We start from the raw sequence: 21,219 nt of genomic DNA, 5'->3' as shown, positions 1-21,219 counted from the left end.
TTTACTCGTTACGTTCAAGTTTAGGGTCGATGATAGATAATTTAATCGATTCAATCGCGTTTTGAGAGACTTCTAGAACCTCTAGGCAATAGTTGCCTACCCGAATGCAGGTGCCGTTATTAGGGAGGGTTTCTAACTGTTCTTGAATTAAACCGTTCAGGGTTTTCGGGCCATCTGTGGGTAAATTCAAGAAGTAGGTTTTGTTAAGATCACGAATAAATTCCGCCGCATCGACTGTCATGGAGCCATCGGCATGGATCGCAATATTTTCGGCTTCTTTAGCACGGGCATCGGTTGAGAGTTTGCCAACAATCTCTTCAAGCAAATCTTCAACCGTGAGTAAGCCTTGCAGCTCACCATATTCATCAACGATTAAGGCCATGCGGCGTTTGTTTTTATTAAAGTTGGCCAGTTGCGTGTTAAGACTCGTGGTTTCGGGTACAAAATAAGCCGGTCGGGTCAGTTTAATAATATCCTTTAAGCTAATATCATCACGCATTAGCGTCGGCAGGGCGCGTCTTAGATTTAAAATACCCACCAAGTCATCATCCATAGAGCCGCGATAAAGCGGAATACGGGTGTAGGAGGACTTTTGCAGGTCTTTCAAGAAATCTTCAAAGGGCTGTTCGGTGTCGACACCATAAATTTCCTGTTTGGGAATCATGACATCTTCAACGGTGACGCTTTCTAAACGCAAAATACTGCCTAACATGTCACGATAATGCTGTGGCAATTGTCCGGTTGCTTCATCAATCAGGGTTTGCAGTTCTTCTTGGCTGAGAGAGTGGTCCTGTTTAGTTTTGCGAACTTCAACTTTAAATAGCTTTAAAAAGCCGTTGGCGACAAGATTTACAAACCATACGATAGGCCAGAGTAGCTTGAGTAATGGCAGTAATAAAAACGCGGCCGGATAGGCTATTTTTTCAGGATAGAGCGCAGCCAGGGTTTTGGGTGCTACTTCAGCAAAAATTAAAATAATCAGTGTCAGCAGGCCTGCTGCAATTGCGATGCCCGGTTCACCCATTAGGCGCAGTGCAATAATGGTAGCGATAGACGAGGCAAAAATATTGACAAAATTATTACCGAGTAAAATGACGCCAAGCAGCCGATCGGGTTGCGCGAGTAGTTTTTCGACCCGCATAGCTCCTTTATGGCCATTATTAACTTGATGTTTGAGACGATAGCGATTGAGTGCCATCATACTGGTCTCAGAACTGGAAAATAGTGCTGATAGAATAATAAGAATAATGAGGATGATAAAGAGTGCGATGAGCGATATATCGTTCAAGACGGTGCCTAACCTTAAAAAAGAAATTTCATTATAGCGGCTTTTTGTTCAGTTGCTAGTGTTGAATACCCATCAGTATCAACTGCGTGCCGATAAAACTCATGAGTAAGAAAACATATGCGCCCAAAGTGAATTTAGCGGCAGTTTGCCCTCGCCATCCAAATCGATAATGACCGATTAAGAAATAGGCATAGGTAAACCAAGCTAGTAACGAGAAAAAAGTTTTATGAGCCAGTTTTTGAGCAAAGAAATCCTCAATAAAGTAGGCGCCACTGGCAATACCAAAACTGAGTACAATAAAACCAATGACCACTAATTGCACGAGGGTTTTTTCCATCATTTGTAGGGGTGGTAGGGCGTGGATCAGTTGCGATAGTTTACGTTGCTGGAAGCGTTTTTCTTGAATAGAAAATAAAATGGCTTGTGCTGCTGCGAGCCCTAACAGGCTGTAAGCAAATACAGAAATTACAATGTGTGAGCCCAGTGCGTAACTAATGGTACTGGTTGTATCAAATAAATATGGCATAAAGGTCACAATTGCGCCCAGCGGAAAAATAAATACACCAAGGGTTTCGGTGGGTTTATTTAAACTGATCAGTAGGAGAGAAAACACGCCAATCCAGCCAATCAGAGATAGCGCATTGCCAAAGCTAAACAACATGGCCTCTTGGGTAAATAGATTAAGCGTTAGGCTCATGGTATGGAGAACCAGACCCATTGAAGCCGCAACCAGGATGGGTACGCGTAATGATGTGCCGGCAGGAATGTCACCGCGAATACAACGGCTTAAATAATAGCTGCTTAGCAAATACATCGCACTGGCCATAATGGCGGTCATAATGCTAATCATAATGGTCGCTCAATCCTTTAATCTATTTATAGCAGGGTTAATACACTATAATAACTAAATTTACAGAAATTACCGAATTAGCGCATTAAATAATTGCATTATTTTACGTTAGGATGATGAGTGGGGTGTTATGTTTGATAATTTATCGGATCGTTTAGCCAAAACATTTAAGGCCATGAAGGGTCAGGGCCGTCTAACCGAATCCAACATTAAAGATGCGTTACGCGATGTGAGGCGCGCCTTGCTAGAGGCCGATGTCGCTTTACCTGTGATTAAGTCTTTTATTACGCGTGTGCAAGATCGTGCGCTCGGTCAAGAAGTATCAATGGCCCTTAATCCTGGGCAAGCCTTTATTAAGATTGTTCGTGAACAGTTAACGGAAACCATGGGCCAGCAAGTGGAGCCGCTTAGTTTTAAAGTGGAGCCACCTGCAGTCATTATGATGGCGGGTTTGCAGGGTGCGGGTAAAACCACGACAGCGGCCAAGCTAGCCAAATGGTTAACGGAACGAGAAAAGAAAAAAGTGATGCTGGTGTCAGCGGACATTTATCGTCCCGCGGCGATTAAGCAATTAGAAACCTTGGCAAACCAGATTAATGTTAAGTTTTCGCCTTCAAATGCGAATGAAGATCCGGTGGCCATTGTTGAACGTGCACGTATGGAAGCGCGCAAGCAGTTTGCAGATGTGCTGATTGTGGATACCGCCGGACGGATGCATGTAGATGACGCCATGATGGCTGAGATTAAAGCCTTGCATCAAGCGGTTAAACCGATTGAGACGCTGTTCGTTGTCGATGCCATGACGGGTCAAGATGCGGCTAATACGGCTAAAGCCTTCCATGATGCCCTGCCGCTGACAGGTGTCGTATTAACCAAGGCCGACGGTGATGCGCGTGGTGGTGCGGCCTTATCGATCCGTGAAATTACTGGTAAGCCTATTAAGTTTATTGGTATGGGTGAAAAGGTCGATGGCTTGGAACCCTTCCATCCCGATCGTATGGCCGGTCGTATTTTAGGCATGGGTGATGTGTTAAGCCTAATTGAGGAAGCGGAAAGCAAAATTGATCAAAAGCAGGCACAAGCCTTTGCCAGCAAGCTGCAAAAAACCGGTCAATTTGATTTGGAGGATTTTCGTCAGCAGCTCCAACAAATCCAGAATATGGGTGGGATTGGCGGCTTAATGGGCAAATTACCCGGCATGGGGCAAGTCAAAAATCAGTTGCAAGACGGTGTGGCTGAAAAAGAATTTAAACGCCTAGAAGCGATTATCAACTCGATGACGCCTCAGGAGCGCGCCCATCCTGCCTTATTGAAAGGCTCGCGAAAAAAACGCATTGCGGCTGGTTCGGGTATGCAAGTACAAGATGTCAATAAACTGCTAAAACAGTTCGAACAAATGCAAAAAATGATGAAAAAAATGTCTAAGGGTGGCATGAAAAACATGATGCGTGGCATGGCTGGAAAGTTGCCGCCAGGCCTGGGTAAGGGCCTAGGCGGTATGCCTAAACTCTAGCTGCAAAACGCATTAATAAATTACCCAATAAATCATTAGGTTATATTAATATTTTCGGGTATAATCCGCGGCTTCGATGCTGAAGCCTTTTGGTGAAGCAATTGAGAAAAGGTTTAGCTAATCGTTAGACCCGTTAGACAGAAGAATTTGTTGGTAGGATTTCCTACCATCGCCTGATTAATCTAAGGAGAAATAGATGGTCGTAATTCGTTTAGCCCGTGGTGGCTCTAAAAAACGCCCTTTCTACAAAATGGTTGTAGCAAATGGCAGCAATAGTCCAACTGGACGCTTCATTGAACAAGTGGGTTTCTTTAACCCAACTGCGCGTGGTAACGAAGAGCGTCTTCGTGTTGATCAGGCGAGAATTGATCACTGGGTAGCACAAGGTGCGCAAATGAGTGATCGTGTTAAGTCTTTAGTTAAAAGCGCTTAACGGATAACGGTTGACGATGGAAAACAAGCCGTTAATCGTTGGCCGTATTAATGGCGTCTTTGGCGTCAAGGGTTGGGTAAAAGTATTTTCATTTACCGACCCAATTGGCAATATTGTGAGTTACCAGCCCTGGCAAGTTAAAACGGCGCAAGGGTGGCAAGCCATGAAAGTGTGTGAGTCGCAAGCACCGCAAGGTGGTAAAGCGATTACTGTTCACCTTGAAGGTATTAATACCCGTGAGCAAGCACGCGATTTAATGGGTGCGGATATCGCAATTTTCCGTGATCAACTGCCTGATGATCAAACCGGTTTTTATTGGCACGATTTGGTAGGGATGACGGTTGAAAATCGCGATGGGCATTGTTTAGGTCAAATTAAGGAACTTGTTGAAACCGGTGCGCATGATGTCATGCGAGTCAGTGGAGAGCAAACCTATTTGATTCCGTTTGTGATGGATGTATATGTCTTATCGGTCGATTTTGAGCAGAAGATGATTCTGGTCGATTGGCCGCTAGAGCAAGACTAGGGTAAGTTGTGCTGAGATTTGATGTCATCAGTATCTTTGGTGAAATGTTCAGTGCGATTACCGCGCAGGGCATCAGTGCCAAAGCCCTAGACAAGGGCTTGTATGAATTAGCTGTGTGGAATCCGCGTGATTTTACCCATGACAGGCATCGAACGATTGATGATCGTCCCTATGGGGGCGGGCCTGGCATGCTAATGATGTATGAGCCTTTGCGAGATACATTTAAAGCCATTAACCAACAGCAGCCTGAACAACCTAATCACACGATTTACTTGTCGCCACAGGGGCAACCTTTAACGCAACAACGGGTAGCTGAATTAGCGACTTTACCACGGATTACTTTATTGTGTGGTCGTTATGAAGGCGTGGATGAGCGGGTTATTGAGAATTTTGTTGATGAAGAAATTGCCATAGGTGATTTTGTGGTCAGCGGCGGCGAACTGCCAGCCATGATGCTAATGGATGCGGTGATTCGTTTACAGCCGGGTGCGTTAGGTCATCAAGACTCTGCCCGACAGGATTCATTTAGTGACGGGTTATTAGATTGCCCACACTATACGCGACCTGAAGTTGTAGATGGTAAAGCGGTGCCACCGGTTTTAATGAGTGGTAACCATGCCCATATTGCCAAATGGCGCTATGAACAGCAGCGGCAACGTACGCAAGCGCGTCGCCCAGATTTGTTAAACAATTAAACAATTTGGACGCAACCTCTGATGTTGCTGAATTAGCGTCACTAATCAGCATGACAGCATTATGTTGCGATAAAGTAACCATGACTTATGAAGAGTCATGATTCCCTCGGAGAAAATTAAGATGAGCGATATCATCAAGCGTATTGAAGCAGAACAAATGACCAAAGAAATCCCCGCATTTGCACCGGGTGACACTGTCGTTGTTCAAGTTAAGGTTAAAGAAGGTACCAACGAGCGTTTACAGGCTTATGAAGGTGTTGTAATCGCAAAACGTAACCGTGGATTGAACTCTGCGTTCACTGTGCGTAAAATTTCACATGGTGTGGGTGTTGAGCGTACTTTCCAAACTTACAGCCCGTTAGTTGATAGTATTGAAGTGAAGCGTCGTGGTGATGTACGTCGTGCTAAACTTTACTACCTACGTAACTTGTCAGGTAAAGCTGCGCGTATCAAAGAAAAGTTATAATCGCGTTGCGATTAGGCTAAAAAAACCGCCAATCGGCGGTTTTTTTATATTCATTTTTTATATTCAGGCTTTAACAGGAGTGTCGCTTAAGGTGCCTATCTATCCTATCCTTATTCTCTTGTTATTAGCAGGCCTGGTGATGGAACTTTATCCATCAAGCCGTTCACAAGAATCCATTAAAATTACGCAATCTTCCGCACAGACTTTGCCGGATTTTGCAGTCATTACTGATATTGAGGCACGTAAACTCGCTTTTGTTGATTTTATGTTGCCGTTGATTACTACTCAGAATGCGGAATTGACCCAGTTACGCCAAGCATTGATTGATCTTGAATTAAACCAGTTAACGCCTAAACAGCGTGCGTATTGGGCTAATATAGGCAATGATTATCAAGAGCCGTTTGAGAGGCATGCTGATCTTGTGCAGTGGCGGCAGGCGATGCTGATTAAAGTGGATGTTATTCCGCCATCCTTGGCGTTGAGTCAAGCCGCCAAGGAGTCAGGTTGGGGCATGTCTCGTTTTGCGCAAGAAGGCAATAACCTATTCGGTCAATGGTGCTTTAGTCAAGGATGTGGTTTGGTGCCGGCAGCCAGGCCTGCTGGTCAACATCATGAAGTCCGGGTCTTTGAGTCGCCACAGGCAGCGGTCGCCGCTTATATGCATAATCTTAACAGCGCACCTTTCTATCAGGATTTTCGTCAACATCGAGCGCAAATACGCCAGCTTAAACAGCAAACTCAGCTTGGTGCGGCTAGTTATTTAAGTGGTTATGAATTGGCACAAGGTTTGGTTGCTTATTCTATTCGAGGGGATGCTTATATTGCTGATTTACAGGGTATAATTCGCTTTAATCAATGGGTGAGCTATGACCAAATTATCAACGAATTCGCAGTCAACTGAGCCGCTGTCGCTAGCCACGATTGGGTGGCGTGAGTGGGTGTGTTTCCCTCAGCTCAACGACGCTAAACTTATTGCTAAAACGGACACGGGAGCAAGGTCATCCGCTTTGCATGTGGAGCAGCTCGATTATGCTGTGGATGAGGCAGGTCTGCATTGGGTCAAGTTTGTACTCCCGGTCGAGTTTTACCCGCATCAACCTGAACTAGCCTCGTCAGCGCGTCAGTTTTGCTTACCGCTTAAAGATCAACGTACCATCAAAAATTCCGCCGGTCAGCAGCAACATCGCTCGGTTGTCGAGTTGACGGTTATTATGGGGTGTGAACGCTTTGATATAGAGGTAACGCTGACATGTCGAAAGTTGATGAAATACCCGATGTTGCTTGGCAGAACAGCCCTAAAAAACCGATTTATCGTTAATGTGGCCGGGAGTTTTTATCTCGGTCATGCATAATCAATCATCCGTTATGATTAGGATTTATCATCATGAAAATTGCGATTTTATCGCGTAATAAACAGCTTTATTCAACGCAACGTCTTGTGGAGGCTGCCGAGTCCCGCGGTCATGAAGTGCATGTGATTGACGCGCTGCGCTGCTATATGAATATCACCTCGCACAACCCTGAAATTCACTATAAAGGGGATATTTTGACGGGATTTGATGCCGTTATTCCGCGCATAGGGGCATCCATTACTTTCTATGGCACGGCGGTGTTACGCCAATTTGAAATGATGGGTGTTTATCCATTAAATGAATCGGTTGCCATTACCCGCTCGCGGGATAAGTTACGCAGCTTACAACTTTTGTCCAAACATGGCGTGGGGCTACCGGTAACCAGTTTTGCCCATTCGCCTGATGATATTGATGATTTGTTAAATATTGTTGGCGGGGCGCCGGCGGTGATTAAAGTATTAGAGGGCACCCAGGGTATTGGGGTGGTGCTCGCTGAAACCAAGCAGGCCGCGCAAAGTGTTATTCAAGCTTTTATGGGTTTAAAAGAGCATATTCTGGTGCAGGAGTTTATTAAGGAAGCCGGTGGTTCAGATATTCGCTGTTTTGTAGTGGGCGGTAAAGTGGTCGCGGCAATGAAGCGCCAAGGACAAGAAGGTGAGTTTCGCTCTAATTTGCATCGTGGTGGCAAAGCAAGCCTTATTCGGATTTCACCCGAAGAGCGCGCCACTGCGCTGAGAGCGGCGCGTATTTTGGGTTTAAATGTGTGTGGTGTAGATATTTTGCGCTCTAACCACGGTCCGGTGGTGATGGAAGTCAATTCTTCGCCGGGTCTGGAGGGTATTGAAACGGCATCGCAAAAAGACATTGCGAGCATGATTATTGAATTTATCGAAAAAAATGCCAAACCTAATCGTACTAAAACCAAGGGTAAGGGTTAGGGTTAATGACGCGCTTGAGTAAAACGCCACAAACCCTAGTGATTCAAGGGGTGACGATTGCCCCCGGTGAAGTCAAGCGCATTGATATTCAACTGGGTCAGTTATATACCCAAACGCCCATGACCATGCCGATTCAGGTTCATCGTGGCTATCAAGATGGCCCGATTCTGTTGGTCAGTGCGGCGATACATGGTGATGAACTTAATGGGGTCGAGATTGTTAGACGCCTATTGAAGCATCGGCAGTTAAAGCATCTAAAAGGCACGTTAATCGCGGTGCCGATTGTCAATGTCCACGGATTTATTAACCAAAGTCGCTATTTGCCAGATGGCCGGGATTTAAACCGCAGTTTTCCAGGTTCAGAGCGTGGTTCTTTAGCTGGCCGCTTGGCTTATTTATTTATTCAAGATATTTTGGCATTGGCTACCCATGCAATAGATTTACATACCGGCGCAAGACATCGTACCAATTTAGCTCAGGTTCGTGTTGATCTTGCTCAAGATCAGGTGTTAGAGCTAGCCAAAGCCTTTGGCGCACCGGTCATTTTAAACTCAAACCTTCGTGATGGCTCGCTCCGTGAAGCTGCGGTCAAGTTGGGTGTCCCCACCATTCTCTATGAGGCGGGTGAGGCGTTGCGTTTCGATGAGGTCGCTATTCGTGCGGGGGTACAGGGTATTTTGCGGGTGATGCGACAATTAGGCATGGTGCGCAGTCGCACCGTTAAGCAATCAAAATCGCAACTTGAGCCTGTTATCGCGCGCGGTTCAAGTTGGGTGCGTGCGCCACAGGGCGGTATTTTTCGCAGCCTAGTTAGGTTAGGCCAGAAAATCGAAGCAAATCAAACCTTGATTGGCGACGTTGCCGACCCGTTAGGTGAGCAGCCGATAGCTATCTATGCGCCGGTCAGTGGCGTGGTGATAGGTTTATTGCAATTACCTTTGGTGCATGAAGGGGAAGCACTTTGTCATATTGCTAGTTTCAGCGAGACAGATCAGGCAGTGGCGGATATTGAACAATTTACGGAACAAATGAATGCCTTGATCAGCGATCAAGGCTAGTGAAGCGATTAGCGCGTTCTAGGTGCGACAGGTGGCGGTGCAACCTCTGGCACAGTTCTATCAAGAGAGGGCGGCATTTCACCTTCTACTCGTTCGTGAATTTCCATTACCATGCCACTTTGAGTCACAATGTACTCGTCTTCATAGACATGCACAACCTTAAATACCAGTGGGCGAATTTGAATGCCATCTTCGAATAAAGGTTCACCTTTGGTCATATACATGCCACAGAGTGACGAACCGACTACCACCTTGCCCTCAGACATCATGTCGTAATCACGGTGACTTAATAAGCCCAAAGAATCAACGCGATTATAAAAACGTTGTTGTTCTTCAGGGGTTTGTTGATGGTAATAGCGGCAAAGTAACACAGGGCGTACTGTAGATAAGTCTTCAGGCGCCTTAAAAATTTCAGCTTTGGTCTCGGTTTTAACGGCCTCATTGGCCATAACGGGTGTGGCTAATGAAAAGGCCAACGCACCTGTTGCGACCAGACCTGTCAGTGCTAACCATGATTTTTTCAGTTGCATAGCGAAAATCCTATTTTTTTAACCGAAGGCATATTAACAAAAAATGATGCGTTTAAAAAAGGAAGCTTTGCAATTTACGCCGATAGGTTTTCACCAAATCGGGATGACTGGCTTTTAGGGCATCAAAAATGATCAATAAACTTTTTTTAGCGACCCCATCTTGATAGTCGTTGGCCACCATCACCAGTTTGAGTAGGGCTTGCATGGCCTTTTCGTATTCGTGGTGAAGCATCAAGATACTTGCAAAGCCCAGCAGCGCGGCGGGATCGTTGGCATTATCGCGCAGTGTCTGCTGAATGGTTTGAATATCGTCAGCTGCTGCAGCTAGGCTAGCAAAATGGAGCAGGCCTGTTACGGCCTTACCTTCAGCGCTCTCTTGTGCTGTGCTGGGTAGGGCATTAAACAGGGTGGTCGCCTGTTCAAATTGGCGCGTGCTAAGTAATATATTGACTAGATCAAGGTGAATAGTGTGATTATTGGGGTCCAGCTCAGCCGCTTGTTGTAATAAGGCAATGGCTTGCTCGGTTTGGCCAGCTTGCTGGGCGTGTTGTGCTTGCTCTCTTAAGGCGTCTGATGGGCGGCTAATATGTTGGTCAAGTAGGGCTTTGAAAGCGGATGCGGGCTGTCCGCCAGTCAGTTCAGCAACAATTTGTCCGGCCTTGACCAGTTTAAAAGTAGGCACTGAACGCACCCCAAATTGATTGGCTAGATTTTGATTGTCATCAATGTTGACCTTCGCAAGCAAAAAGAGTCCGGCATAATCTTTGGCCAATTGTTCCAAAATAGGCATGACGGCTTTACAGGGACCGCACCAGGGCGCCCAAAAATCGACCAGCACCGGCAGATGATGCGAATTGTCTAGCACGACTTGTTGAAAATTCTGTTCATTAACGTCTGCAATCAGTGGGTTTGCCATCTTAATTTTTATCCTCTTGATGTTGGGTTAGCGCAGGGTTATTAGCGCTTAATTAACTAGTGTTTGTTTAATTGAGATTGCCATTGATACAGCAACTCAAGTGCTTGTTTCGGTGTTAGTTGGTCAGGATCTAAATCTGTTATAGCCTGTATTATGGGGTCAGGTTCGGGGTTATTAAAGAGGTCAAATTGAACCTGTTGCTCGTTGGTTTGTGCTACCAGGCCTGCTTGAGGTTGAGCTGATGTAGTTGGCGCTAGGTTAGCGCTCGGTTTTAGGGCGCTCATATCGCGTTGCTCTAGTTCATTTAGCCTCATTTTAGCTTGGGTGATGACGGCGGAGGGCACTCCAGCTAAGGCCGCCACTTGTAAGCCATAGCTTTGTGATGCTGGACCAGGTTTGACTTGGTGTAAAAATACAATGCTATCTTGGTGCTCGATGGCCGTCAGGTGCATATTGACCGTATTATCAAACTGTTCGGCAAGGTTCGTGAGCTCAAAGTAATGGGTAGCAAATAAACAAAAGCCTTTTACTTGGGTCGCTAAATAGTCCCCAATGGCCCAGGCCAGCGCCAAGCCATCGAAGGTTGAGGTGCCACGACCGACTTCATCCATCAAAATTAACGATTCGGCACTCGCATGGCGCAAAATATGTGCTGTTTCGGTCATCTCTACCATAAAGGTAGAGCGTCCTGAGGTCAGGTCATCTGATGCGCCAATGCGGGTAAAAATGCGATCTATTGGGCCAAAGCAGGCCTGCTTAGCCGGTACAAAACAGCCCATGTGCGCCATAATCGTAATAATAGCGGTTTGGCGCATATAGGTCGATTTACCGCCCATGTTAGGGCCGGTAATGATATGTAAGCGGCGGCGGTCGTCAAACTCGGCATCATTGGAAATAAAAGGATCGTGCGATAAGGCTTCAACTGTTGGGTGGCGACCTTGCTCAATGAGCAGGCCTGGTTGATCTTGAAAGGTTGGACGAGCATAGTTACGTGCTAAGGCTTGTGTTGCAAAATTGGCCAACACATCGAGCGCGGCCAGCGCATGAACGGTTTGTTGCAAAGGGATGAGCTGTGCTTGAATTTTAGTCAGCAATTGTTCATAGAGCGCTTGTTCCCGTGCTTGTGCCTTATCGTCGGCACTCAAAATTTGAGTTTCAAAGTTTTTCAGTTCGGCGGTAATGTAGCGTTCTGCATTTTTGAGCGTTTGGCGGCGCGTATAATCGAGTGGTACTTGATCACTGTATTGCTTGCTCAATTCAATATAATAACCCTGTACACGATTAAAGCCGATTTTTAAGCTTGCTAACCCTGTTCGTTCGCGTTCGCGTTTTTCTAAGTCGGTTAAATAATCGCCGGCTTGGGTTTTGAGCGCTAATAATTGATCGAGTTCTGGGTCATAGCCGGTTTTGAATACGCCTCCTTCTCGCAACAACAGGGGTGGTTGCTCAACAATCGCCCGAGCCAGTTCATCGGCTAAGGTCTCAAATGAATTGATTTGTGAGCTTAACCAGTGGACTTCCTCCCACTGAGTCGCCCAGTCTAGCAGGCCTGGTAATGCTGTCAGGCTACGTCCTAATTGGCTTAAATCTCTGGGTCTTGCGCTACTCAATGCGACGCGGCTTAAAATCCGTTCTAAATCGCCAATGGGTTTAAGGTGCGCTTGCAGCTGACTATGTTGCTGATTCATCACCAGACAATCGACCACACTTAAACGTTGCAAAATCTGTTCACGACGGCGTAAAGGTTGGCGTAACCAACGGCGCAACAATCGGCTACCCATCGGGGTTTGGCAGTGATCAAGTAAGTGAAATAAGGTGTGATGCTGAAAGCCTTGCTGATGCGTATCTAATTCAAGGTTGCGGCGGGTAATCGCATCAAGGATCAGATAGTCATCGGTATGATAGCTTTGCAGACTCGTGACTTGATGCAGCGGTTGTTGCAGCATCGCTTGAGCATAGTAAAGCAGTGCGGCGGCGGCAGTGGTTTTGACAGGCGCCTGTTCGCAGCCAAAAGGACTTAAATCACGGGTTTTGAAATGGTCGAGTAACACCCGTTTGGCGGCAGTGTCTTGACTTAGCCAGTCCGGTAAGCGCTGAGTGCGGACTTTACTCGTGGGATCGGGATGATCGCAGGATTCGGCCAAAATGAGTTCAGCCGGATTGAGCCGATGTAATTCATTGAGTGCCGCATCCAGCTGGTCAAATTCAGTTACTTCAAAGCGCCCGCTGGCCACATCTAACCAGCTAATACCAATTTTTTGCGCGCTTTGTGTCCAAGCCACTAATAAGTTATCTTGGCGGGCTTCAAGCAGGCTATCTTCAGTCAGCGTGCCGGGTGTTAAAACTCTGACTACTTTGCGTTCTACCGGTCCCTTGGTATTCACATCGCCCACTTGTTCACAAATAGCGACTGATTCCCCCAGCTTAATTAACTTGGCTAAATAGCCTTCAGCACTATGGTGGGGAATTCCTGCCATCGGGATAGGTTTGCCAGCGGATTGACCGCGCTGGGTAAGGGTAATGTCTAGCAGGCGGGCGGCTTTCATTGCATCGTCATAAAACAACTCATAAAAATCGCCCATGCGATAAAACACCAGTTGGTCCGGGTGTTCCGCTTTGATGGTCAAATATTGTTGCATCATTGGGGTGTGATGAGCCAGATGTTCTATTTTCGGTGCGTTCATAATTAACAACAAATTTTAAATAGGCCATTTTAGCAAAAGTCGTTAGGCTCAAGTAACTGAGCAAGATTCAATCTGGTGTGAAATTGAGCAGACCCATTAAATTTTGCGTAGAATAGACATGGTAGATTTAACCTTGACGTTGATTTTGAATGAATAGTAATCCATTTTTTGCGCAGTATTTGGCTTATCCTTACATGTTGATTGCTGACAAGGGTCAAGTACTTGCATCTAACTTAGCAGAATATGATTTAACGAGTATCTTAGAGGTTCAAAATGCTGATAGCCTCACTAGTCTAGAAAACTGGCAAAATGGATTTAATGAGCCTTTTAAGCAAACTTTGCTGCCGTTATGGCAAAGGCTAATCACTGAACCAACTAAGCTTCAACTTGATGGTGATGTTGCAATTGGGCATGGCGTGATCAGTTTTATTTTGCGCCGCCTCGCCTCCAAGTCAGCAAGTTTATTAGTTTTTAAATTAAACCATCATCATTTAAGATCTTTGCAACAAACAGCAACCCTTAATAACAGTGATTTGCTGGCCAAGCAGCAGGGTCTGGAAGGCAAAATTACTTCTGTGCAGCTTGATCTTACACGCAGCATTCATACGCTAGAAGCACTCCAAGAGGAATTGCGTACAACCAGTGAGGAGTTAATGGCATCGAATGAAGAGTTGGTCGCATCGAATGAAGAGCTTCACGTTATGAATGAAGAGCTGGTTAGGCTAAATAATTTACATGCAAAAAAGTTTGAAGAGCTGGTTTCAGTTCACCAGTATTATCATCAAGCCTTAGCCGCATACGACATGCCTATTCTTATTTTGGATGAGTCTTTAAACATTAATCGTTTTACCACAGCGGTAAAAAGTTTATTTGCACTAGAAGAAAACGACATAGGGCGTCCTTTGGCGGATATCAACTGTTATCTTGAGGTAGCGAATTTTGTTGAGTTAGTTAAACAGTCAACAATTGATGGGCAGTCTATTGTAGAGTTAGTGGATAAAAAACAGCATTCTTGGTTAGTCACACTCAATAAAAATAATATTCAACCCGGCTGGATTTTAACCTTTGTGGAAACCACCCACCTAGAGCAAAAACGTACTTTACAAGGTTTGTTAGATGCTTTGCCACAGCATATTGCTATCTTGTCCAATAAAGGCACAATTCTATATACTAATCGCGCTTGGAGACGGTTTGCGCTTGCAAATGGTATTAAAGATTTGAGTTACACTGGGGTGGGGGATGATTATCTGCATGCATGTCGAGTATCAGATGATTACCCTGACCCAAGTGCTAGGCGATGTTACTGGCAATTAAAATCTTTGCTCAATGATAAGTTAGATAATTTTTCTTTGATTTATCCCTGCCACTCCCCATTCGAACACCGCTGGTTTAATCTTCAGGTCATTCGTGTATCAGGTTTGAGTAAAATAAAAGCAATTGTTTCGCACCACAATTTAAGCGCCTCATTAACTGAGCTCAGAGAATAATTTAACTATGGATGCATTTAAACCTATTAAGCCCAAAAAGCTCGATGATCTACGCAAGCACGCGGTTGCGTTATTAAACGAGCATCAGGATCTCGTGTTAAATGATAGTTCGGATCAGGCGCATTTATCCTTGCAAAACGTGATTGAACAAATGCGTATTTATGAGGCTGAACTTGAAATTCAGAATAATGAATTGATTGCTTTGCATGAAAAACTGTCCCATTCTCAGCGTAAATTACAGCAAGTTTTTGAACAAATGCCCGTAGCAGTGGTGTTACTCGATGAACGTGGGGTGATTCAACTGATTAATAATGAAGGTTTGGCTTTATTTGGTATTCAAAATAATCATTTGGCATTAAAGCACTCGATCTATCGTTTTTTTGATGCCAATAGTGCAGCCTGGATTGCTTCGGTATTAATGGCTGATAAGGAAGCCGTGTTTGACAGCCGCTTAACCTTAAAAACTTTCGATGTTGAAAAATATGTTGCCGGTATGTTGATGACGCGACACTTCAAGGAGTCTGGTCTATCGCAAAATATTTTAACTCTGGTAGATATATCCGATGAGCAAAAGCGTCTAGAGTTGGAAAACAATATGGTGCGGGATATTCTAGAGTCACAAAACCATATTATCTTGGTGTTGGATACCAACCAAATTGTTGAAGTTAGTGGTGGTTTTTTTAAATATTTTCGTAGTCACACTTCCATAGGCTCATTTAATCAAGATTATCGCTCTATCGAAGAATTATTTGTTGATGATCCAGGTTATTTTAAAGTAAATCAAGATTTAAAGTGGTTTGAGGTCTTGCTTCGTTATCCTAATAGGGTGCATAAAATTAAGCTGAACTATCAAGGACGTATTACTATCTTTAGTGCGACAGCGGTCAAGTCGGTTAAAACCGACCGGGTTATTGTGTCGTTGATCGATATTACTGAGTCGGAAAATATTCATCGACAGCTTATGGAGCAAATTGAATTGGCTCAACAGGCTAATGCAGCTAAGTCAATGTTTTTAGCGAATATGAGCCATGAAATTCGTACACCACTCAATGGTATTATTGGCTTGAGTGAATTGGGGTTGCAGGAAAGCTCCCCATATGACTTGAAAACCTACCTTAAAAAAATCAGCCTATCTGGACGCTTATTACTAGGTATCCTAAATGACATTCTAGATTTTTCAAAGATTGAAGCCGGAAAGCTAGAAATTGTCGCCAAGCCTTTTCATTTTCCAGATGTCATTACACATCTTCGGGACATATTTTCAGCAGCGGCATCAGAAAAGCAACTCGATTTTGATTTGTATGTTGATAATAAAATTAAGCAATACTACCTGGGTGATGAGCTGCGTATTAATCAGGTGCTCATTAATATCATAGGTAATGCAATCAAATTCACTAAGCAAGGGCATGTCAAGCTTCATGTTTTGCTTGAGTCCGTTGCTGAAGGCGCTGACCATATCAGGTTTATCGTCTGTGATACGGGCATAGGTATGTCCAAGACGGATCTGGCCCAACTGTTTCAATCTTTTTCACAAGTGGATAATTCTATTACGCGTGAATTTGGTGGCACCGGGCTAGGTTTAGTCATTAGTCAAAATCTTGTTTATGCGATGAATGGAAGTCGCATCGAAGTAACAAGTAAAAAAACGCAAGGCTCGGAGTTTAGCTTTGTAGTTCCGCTTTTGTACTGCACTGATGAGCAAATCGCTGATATAGAACGAGAGCGATCAATTGATCAGCAAATTCTACAATCGTCTTTTCATCCTCTTATGGGGCATGTGTTATTGGTTGAGGATAATCAAATTAACCAAGAGGTTGCGCAAAAAAAGCTTTTATCCTTTGGTTTAACGGTGTCCATAGCAGAGCATGGTCAGCAAGCTATTCAGCGAGTCGCTGAGCAAAAATTTGACTTGATTTTGATGGATGTTCAAATGCCCGTAATGGGCGGGTATGAAGCAACTAGACATATTCGACAAACCCATAAAGACATTCCAATTATTGCGCTTACAGCCGCAGCTATGATTGAAGACAAAAATAAAGCGCTTGAAGTGGGCATGAATGATCACTTAAGTAAGCCACTGGTAACACGTGATTTATACAAGCAGTTAGCTAGGTTTCTACCACAGAATGAAGAGGCCGAACCCATTATTGCCGATACCAGTTTAGATTTTTCGCCAGCATTGATTAATCAGTATTATGAGTTGTCTGAAGACTATGTTCCATGGATTAATGTTCGAGCTGGTTTGCATCGCGTTAATCAAGATTATGCGCTTTATTTCAATCTGTTAGAGCAGTTTTTAAGCCAGTGTGATCAAGAGTTTAAAGCATTAGAAAGTTTGGCTGCAGATGAATCAATATTTGCAGATGAGCAAGGGCAAAACCAGCTCAAGTCTTTATTACATACCCTGTTTGGTGTAGCCTCCAATCTGTCTTTAGAAGCCTTGGTTAAAGAAATTAATCAATTCACATTGAGCTGTTTTAAGGGTGACTGTCAAGGTAGGGAGTCCTGTGGTCAATTAACCCAAGCCTTGGTAAGCTGTTACCTCTCTACTCGTGATGCTGTTCGTTCGTTGGTGCCCAAGTGGGCGAGTGCGATGAAGGATAGAGAAGTCACACTAGGTGAAATATCCAGCGATGAGAGTCAAACTGGTCCATTAACTAATAAGACAGCGATGACAGAAACTGAAGATCTTGGTCATTTAAAGGTATTGTTAGTTGAGGACAATAAAGTTAATCAAATCGTCGTTAAAAAACAATTAAAGTTATTAGGTATTAGTCCTACAATCGCGAATAATGGTTTAGAGGCTGTGGCACTGTTAGAAAAAAATGCATCAGCCTATGATCTTATTTTCATGGATCTGATTATGCCTGAAATGGGCGGAATTGAAGCAACTCGCTGGATTCGCCAACAGGCGCATATTCAACAGCCGATTATTATTGCATTAACCGGTGCCGAGCAAAATGAGGATAAACAGGCTTGTTGGCAGGTCGGTATGAATGGTTTTTTATTAAAACCCCTTGATAACAAAAAACTGGCTCAAATCTTAAATGCTTACTTTGGCTAAACTGAACAGGTTTCTTTAAGGGTTTCGAGAGTGCTTTGGCACTCAACTAATATTTGCGCAAGAAGTTCATTCACTAGAGCCTGATTCTGGCTTTTGGATGCTTTTTCGAGTTCAAATGCGCTTTCTGCCAGTGCTATGGTGCCAAACATTCTGGCACTGCTTTTTAAACTGTGTGCTTGAACTCTTAGATCCTCTAGAGATAGGCCGTGGAGTGCCTGTGCAGAAAATTCACCGATTTCGGCCATAAATGCGTCGAGTGCTTCATAAAATGTTTCATCACCAATTTCCTCAAACAAGCTATCCATGATATCTTTAGACAAAATTGGGAAGGATGGGTTGCCGTATATCATGTCTTTAACCTTAAGGACGTCATTAGTTTTTATGAAATTATACGATAAAAAAGCTAGGCAAGTTGCTTAATTGGCTTTAGATAAGATTAAATTGAATAACAAAGTTTTTACAGCACGAGGTTATAGTGTCAAACAAAATTGAACAGGATCTCAGGCCACAGCATATTGTCGCGCTGGGTGCATCTGCAGGTGGACTAGAAGCTCTAGAAGAGTATTTTAAACATTGTCCTGTCGACCTTGATGTAGCCTATGTTGTGATACAACATTTGTCGCCAGATTACAAAAGTATGATGGCTGACTTGCTTGCTAGACATACCAAACTCCCTATCGTAACGGTTCAACAAGGCATGGCACTTACTGCTGGAAAAGTGTTTTTGATTCCTCCTGGTGTCACTATGCGCCTTAACGGCGATCGTTTTGAACTTCGTGATAAACAACCCCATATATTAAGTTTGCCAATCGATATTTTCTTTACATCAATGGCGAAGTTTTTTCACAAAAATGCGATTGCAATTGTACTTTCCGGTACAGGCTCAGATGGTGCGCGGGGTGCGTTAGCGGTGTACGAAGAGGGCGGGTTTGTCATAGCACAAACGCCCTCAACCGCCAAGTTTGATGGCATGCCACGAAGCGTTATTGCAACGGGTGTTGTCGATGAGGTTATTGATGTTGCAGAAATGCCGCCACGTGTTACAGATTATCTTCTTAATCCCCAAGAGGTTAAGTTAGAAAAAGAATTACTTAAAAAAACGGCAGCCAGCCAACAGGATAGTCCGCTACCCATTGATCGGTTATTTCAGCTACTTAAACGACAAAGTAACATTGATTTTGAAGCCTATAAAATGGCAACGGTATCTCGTCGAATAGAAAGACGTATGCAGGTTAAGCAGTATCCCACACTTAGCAGCTACATTGACTTTTTAGAAAAAGACAGCACTGAGCAGGTCAGTTTATTTCGTGAGTTACTTATTCCTGTAACGCGTTTTTTTAGGGATACTGAAGCGTTTGAATTTTTAAAATGTAACGTTATTCGTCCGCTGGTTGAAAAAGCTCAACCCAATCAAATGTTGCGAGTTTGGTGTGCGGGTTGCTCATCAGGTGAAGAAGTTTATAGTCTTGCGATTTTGTTCCTTGAGGTGTTTGAAGAATTAGAAAAATATTGTCAAATTAAGTTTTTTGCGACGGATGTCAATCCGCAAATGGTTGAACGTGCTTCGGCAGGCGTATTCTCTGATTCGATTGCTGCCGAAGTCGATGAGGTGCGGCTCAAGACCTATTTCACTCAAATAGACCAGGGTTATCGCATCAACGCCGATGTTCGTCAAATGATTGTCTTTGCACGTCATAATTTGTTGGTGGATCCACCTTTTACGCGTATGGATCTTGTTTCTTGTCGAAACACCTTGATTTACTTCAAAGCTGATGCACAAAAAAAAGCCTTAGACCGCCTGCAATATGCTGTGAAACACGATGGTCACTTGTTTCTGGGTTCGAGCGAGTCGTTGGGTTACAGCTCGAAAAGTTTTGAAGTGATTCATACTAAATTTAAATTATTTCAGCGGGTCTCAAAAGCGGCGCTTTACTTGTTAGATGCCCCTCCTATCCCAAAGTTTGAAGCGCGTCAGCCTATGGCGATGGAGCCAAGGGTGACTAGACCCATTGCATTAGAGCCGCGAGTTGCAACAAACTCAGCAGAGCAATATATATTAGAAGAGGCATTTCAGCTGATTCTTGATGAATATGTCCCGCCAGCGTTGCTTATTAATGAGCAGATGGACGTTTTGCACCTGTACGGGAATGTGCAGCCCTATATTCGGATTCGGCAAGGTATGGCGAGTATGAATTTATCGCGTTTATTGCCCGAAGAAGTTGTACCTGTGGCAAGTGCATTGATTTTTAAAGCGATCAAAGATAATACGGATTTACACTCTGATTTTATTGGCTTTAAAGCCGTTACAGGTGAGCAGTCATTGGTCAGAATGATTGTGCGCCCCTTTACTGAAAGGGTCACTGAGCGTTGCGCACTGTTAGTTTTTGAAGCACCATCGCAAGACAGTTATGCCTCTCAAGTTGAACAATTTAATCTTGATGAAGTCACTCAGAACCGTATTGAGCTGTTACAGAAAGAGTTAACTGCGTCACGAGAGAACTTGCAGGCTACGATCGAAGAACTTGAAACCGCTAATGAGGAGTTGCAAGCTACAAATGAAGAGTTGATGGCAGCGAATGAGGAGCTGCAAAGCTCAAACGAAGAGTTGCAGTCGGTTAATGAAGAGCTCAACACCGTCAATGCAGAATTTCAAGAGAAAATGGTGCGACTTAACCAAGTAAATGCTGATCTTGATTCTATGGCAAAAGCGGTAGGCGTGGCGACTGTGTTTGTTGATTATGACCTTAATGTAACGCGCTTTACCCCGGATGCGCTAAGTTTATTTAAGTTTCGCGAATCGGATATTGGTCGTCCATTAACTGATATTCACCATCAGCTAGTGGATATTGATATTGAAGCAATTTTCAGGCTTACGCTCAACTCTGCTGAACGCTGGGAGCAGGAAGTAAGATCGGTTGATGGACGTGTTTTTTTAATGCGTATTCTGCCTTATTCAATCCCCTCCTTACCTAATAGGGGAGCGCTTGCAACCTTTGTTGATGTCACTGTGATTCACGATAAAAATCGATTACAAGAAATTATTAATGCCTTGCCAGAAGAACTGGTTGTGTTGAGACTAGATGGCACTATTGCATTAACCAACATGGCTTGGGAGAAGTTGGCTAAACGCATGGGGTTTGATGATGGATTAATAAATCAGGAGTATATGCAGGCGCGCTTGGCTCTTTATCCTGATGATAGTGATGACTTTTATCAACGGGTATTAAGTGAAGTAAAAAAAGTGTTGGATGGACGCCAGCCCTTTATCGCTATTCCGATTAAAAAGGTGATAGCAGACAAACATATAGAGCATTATTTGCTGCATATCGCGCAGGTCAGCGGCAGTGAAGAGTATGCGCTCATTATCACCCAAAGTTATTTGGGGAAAAATTTAGAGCAATATATTGATGAACATTGAT

The 21,219-nt window shown here is 44.1% G+C and carries 18 protein-coding genes; 12 read left to right on the top strand and 6 right to left on the bottom strand.

All coding sequences use genetic code 11. The features are described from left to right. Position 1: 1 nt before the first annotated feature. Both THIAE_RS07375 and THIAE_RS07370 read right to left on the bottom strand, forming a co-directional pair. A complete protein-coding gene (locus THIAE_RS07375) occupies positions 2–1,288 on the bottom strand; it encodes an HlyC/CorC family transporter (RefSeq protein ID WP_025299366.1) in 1,287 nt (428 codons plus the stop codon). A 55-nt stretch (positions 1,289–1,343) separates the two neighbouring features. Beyond that, the gene (locus THIAE_RS07370; protein WP_006460589.1) at positions 1,344–2,138 is read right to left on the bottom strand and encodes a cytochrome C assembly family protein; all 795 of its coding nucleotides are present in this window, start codon (positions 2,136–2,138) and stop codon (positions 1,344–1,346) included. 130 nt (positions 2,139–2,268) lie between these two features. Here THIAE_RS07370 and ffh point away from each other — a divergent pair, with 130 nt between their 5' ends. The 9 genes from ffh (at position 2,269) to THIAE_RS07325 (ending at position 9,119) form a co-directional block, all read left to right on the top strand. After that, positions 2,269–3,651: a signal recognition particle protein gene (gene ffh / locus THIAE_RS07365; RefSeq protein WP_006460588.1), complete on the top strand. Its 1,383-nt coding sequence runs from the start codon at positions 2,269–2,271 to the stop codon at positions 3,649–3,651. Between the two features lie 196 nt (positions 3,652–3,847). Next, positions 3,848–4,084, top strand: coding sequence for a 30S ribosomal protein S16 (gene rpsP, locus THIAE_RS07360; RefSeq protein WP_006460587.1), 237 nt, complete (start codon positions 3,848–3,850; stop codon positions 4,082–4,084). Positions 4,085–4,100: 16 nt separating this feature from the next. Then, positions 4,101–4,610: a ribosome maturation factor RimM gene (gene rimM, locus THIAE_RS07355; protein WP_006460586.1), complete on the top strand. Its 510-nt coding sequence runs from the start codon at positions 4,101–4,103 to the stop codon at positions 4,608–4,610. Between the two features lie 8 nt (positions 4,611–4,618). Further along, the gene (gene trmD / locus THIAE_RS07350; protein WP_006460585.1) at positions 4,619–5,305 is read left to right on the top strand and encodes a tRNA (guanosine(37)-N1)-methyltransferase TrmD; all 687 of its coding nucleotides are present in this window, start codon (positions 4,619–4,621) and stop codon (positions 5,303–5,305) included. A gap of 121 nt (positions 5,306–5,426) precedes the next feature. Then, positions 5,427–5,771, top strand: a complete 345-nt coding sequence (gene rplS, locus THIAE_RS07345; protein ID WP_006460584.1) for a 50S ribosomal protein L19 — start codon at positions 5,427–5,429, stop codon at positions 5,769–5,771. Between the two features lie 91 nt (positions 5,772–5,862). Beyond that, positions 5,863–6,672, top strand: coding sequence for a glucosaminidase domain-containing protein (locus THIAE_RS07340; RefSeq protein ID WP_006460583.1), 810 nt, complete (start codon positions 5,863–5,865; stop codon positions 6,670–6,672). Continuing rightward, a complete protein-coding gene (locus tag THIAE_RS07335; RefSeq protein WP_006460582.1) occupies positions 6,638–7,123 on the top strand; it encodes an ATP-dependent zinc protease family protein in 486 nt (161 codons plus the stop codon). Before THIAE_RS07340 ends, THIAE_RS07335 begins: the two co-directional genes overlap by 35 nt. Before the next feature lie 32 nt (positions 7,124–7,155). Continuing rightward, the gene (rimK, locus tag THIAE_RS07330) at positions 7,156–8,061 is read left to right on the top strand and encodes a 30S ribosomal protein S6--L-glutamate ligase (RefSeq protein ID WP_006460581.1); all 906 of its coding nucleotides are present in this window, start codon (positions 7,156–7,158) and stop codon (positions 8,059–8,061) included. A 5-nt stretch (positions 8,062–8,066) separates the two neighbouring features. Beyond that, the gene (locus THIAE_RS07325; RefSeq protein ID WP_006460580.1) at positions 8,067–9,119 is read left to right on the top strand and encodes a succinylglutamate desuccinylase/aspartoacylase family protein; all 1,053 of its coding nucleotides are present in this window, start codon (positions 8,067–8,069) and stop codon (positions 9,117–9,119) included. Positions 9,120–9,127: 8 nt separating this feature from the next. On the opposite strand, the gene THIAE_RS07320 is transcribed toward THIAE_RS07325, so the two are convergent. The 3 genes from THIAE_RS07320 to mutS are packed head-to-tail and all read right to left on the bottom strand — an operon-like array spanning position 9,128 to position 13,249. After that, complete coding sequence (locus THIAE_RS07320; RefSeq protein WP_006460579.1) at positions 9,128–9,649, bottom strand: hypothetical protein; 522 nt, start codon at positions 9,647–9,649, stop codon at positions 9,128–9,130. 52 nt (positions 9,650–9,701) lie between these two features. After that, positions 9,702–10,565, bottom strand: coding sequence for a thioredoxin (gene trxA, locus THIAE_RS07315; protein ID WP_006460578.1), 864 nt, complete (start codon positions 10,563–10,565; stop codon positions 9,702–9,704). Positions 10,566–10,621: 56 nt separating this feature from the next. After that, positions 10,622–13,249: a DNA mismatch repair protein MutS gene (gene mutS / locus THIAE_RS07310; protein ID WP_006460577.1), complete on the bottom strand. Its 2,628-nt coding sequence runs from the start codon at positions 13,247–13,249 to the stop codon at positions 10,622–10,624. Between the two features lie 149 nt (positions 13,250–13,398). Here mutS and THIAE_RS07305 point away from each other — a divergent pair, with 149 nt between their 5' ends. Together THIAE_RS07305 and THIAE_RS10615 are read left to right on the top strand one after the other, a co-directional pair. Next, the gene (locus THIAE_RS07305; RefSeq protein ID WP_006460576.1) at positions 13,399–14,736 is read left to right on the top strand and encodes a PAS domain-containing protein; all 1,338 of its coding nucleotides are present in this window, start codon (positions 13,399–13,401) and stop codon (positions 14,734–14,736) included. Between the two features lie 7 nt (positions 14,737–14,743). After that, a complete protein-coding gene (locus tag THIAE_RS10615) occupies positions 14,744–17,800 on the top strand; it encodes a response regulator (protein WP_006460575.1) in 3,057 nt (1,018 codons plus the stop codon). On the opposite strand, the gene THIAE_RS07295 is transcribed toward THIAE_RS10615, so the two are convergent. After that, positions 17,797–18,150, bottom strand: coding sequence for an Hpt domain-containing protein (locus THIAE_RS07295; protein WP_006460574.1), 354 nt, complete (start codon positions 18,148–18,150; stop codon positions 17,797–17,799). The two genes, THIAE_RS10615 and THIAE_RS07295, sit on opposite strands and share 4 nt — an antisense overlap. A 125-nt stretch (positions 18,151–18,275) precedes the next feature. On the opposite strand from THIAE_RS07295, the gene THIAE_RS07290 reads away from it, so the two are divergent. Beyond that, positions 18,276–21,218, top strand: a complete 2,943-nt coding sequence (locus tag THIAE_RS07290; protein WP_006460573.1) for a CheR family methyltransferase — start codon at positions 18,276–18,278, stop codon at positions 21,216–21,218. The last annotated feature ends 1 nt before the right edge of the window (position 21,219 follow it).

Origin of the sequence: Thiomicrospira aerophila AL3, assembly GCF_000227665.2 — a bacterium.
In the GTDB taxonomy this organism is placed as follows: domain Bacteria; phylum Pseudomonadota; class Gammaproteobacteria; order Thiomicrospirales; family Thiomicrospiraceae; genus Thiomicrospira; species Thiomicrospira aerophila.
The sequence above is the reverse complement of the archived record's forward strand: the minus strand, read 5'-3'. Positions and strand labels throughout refer to the sequence as shown.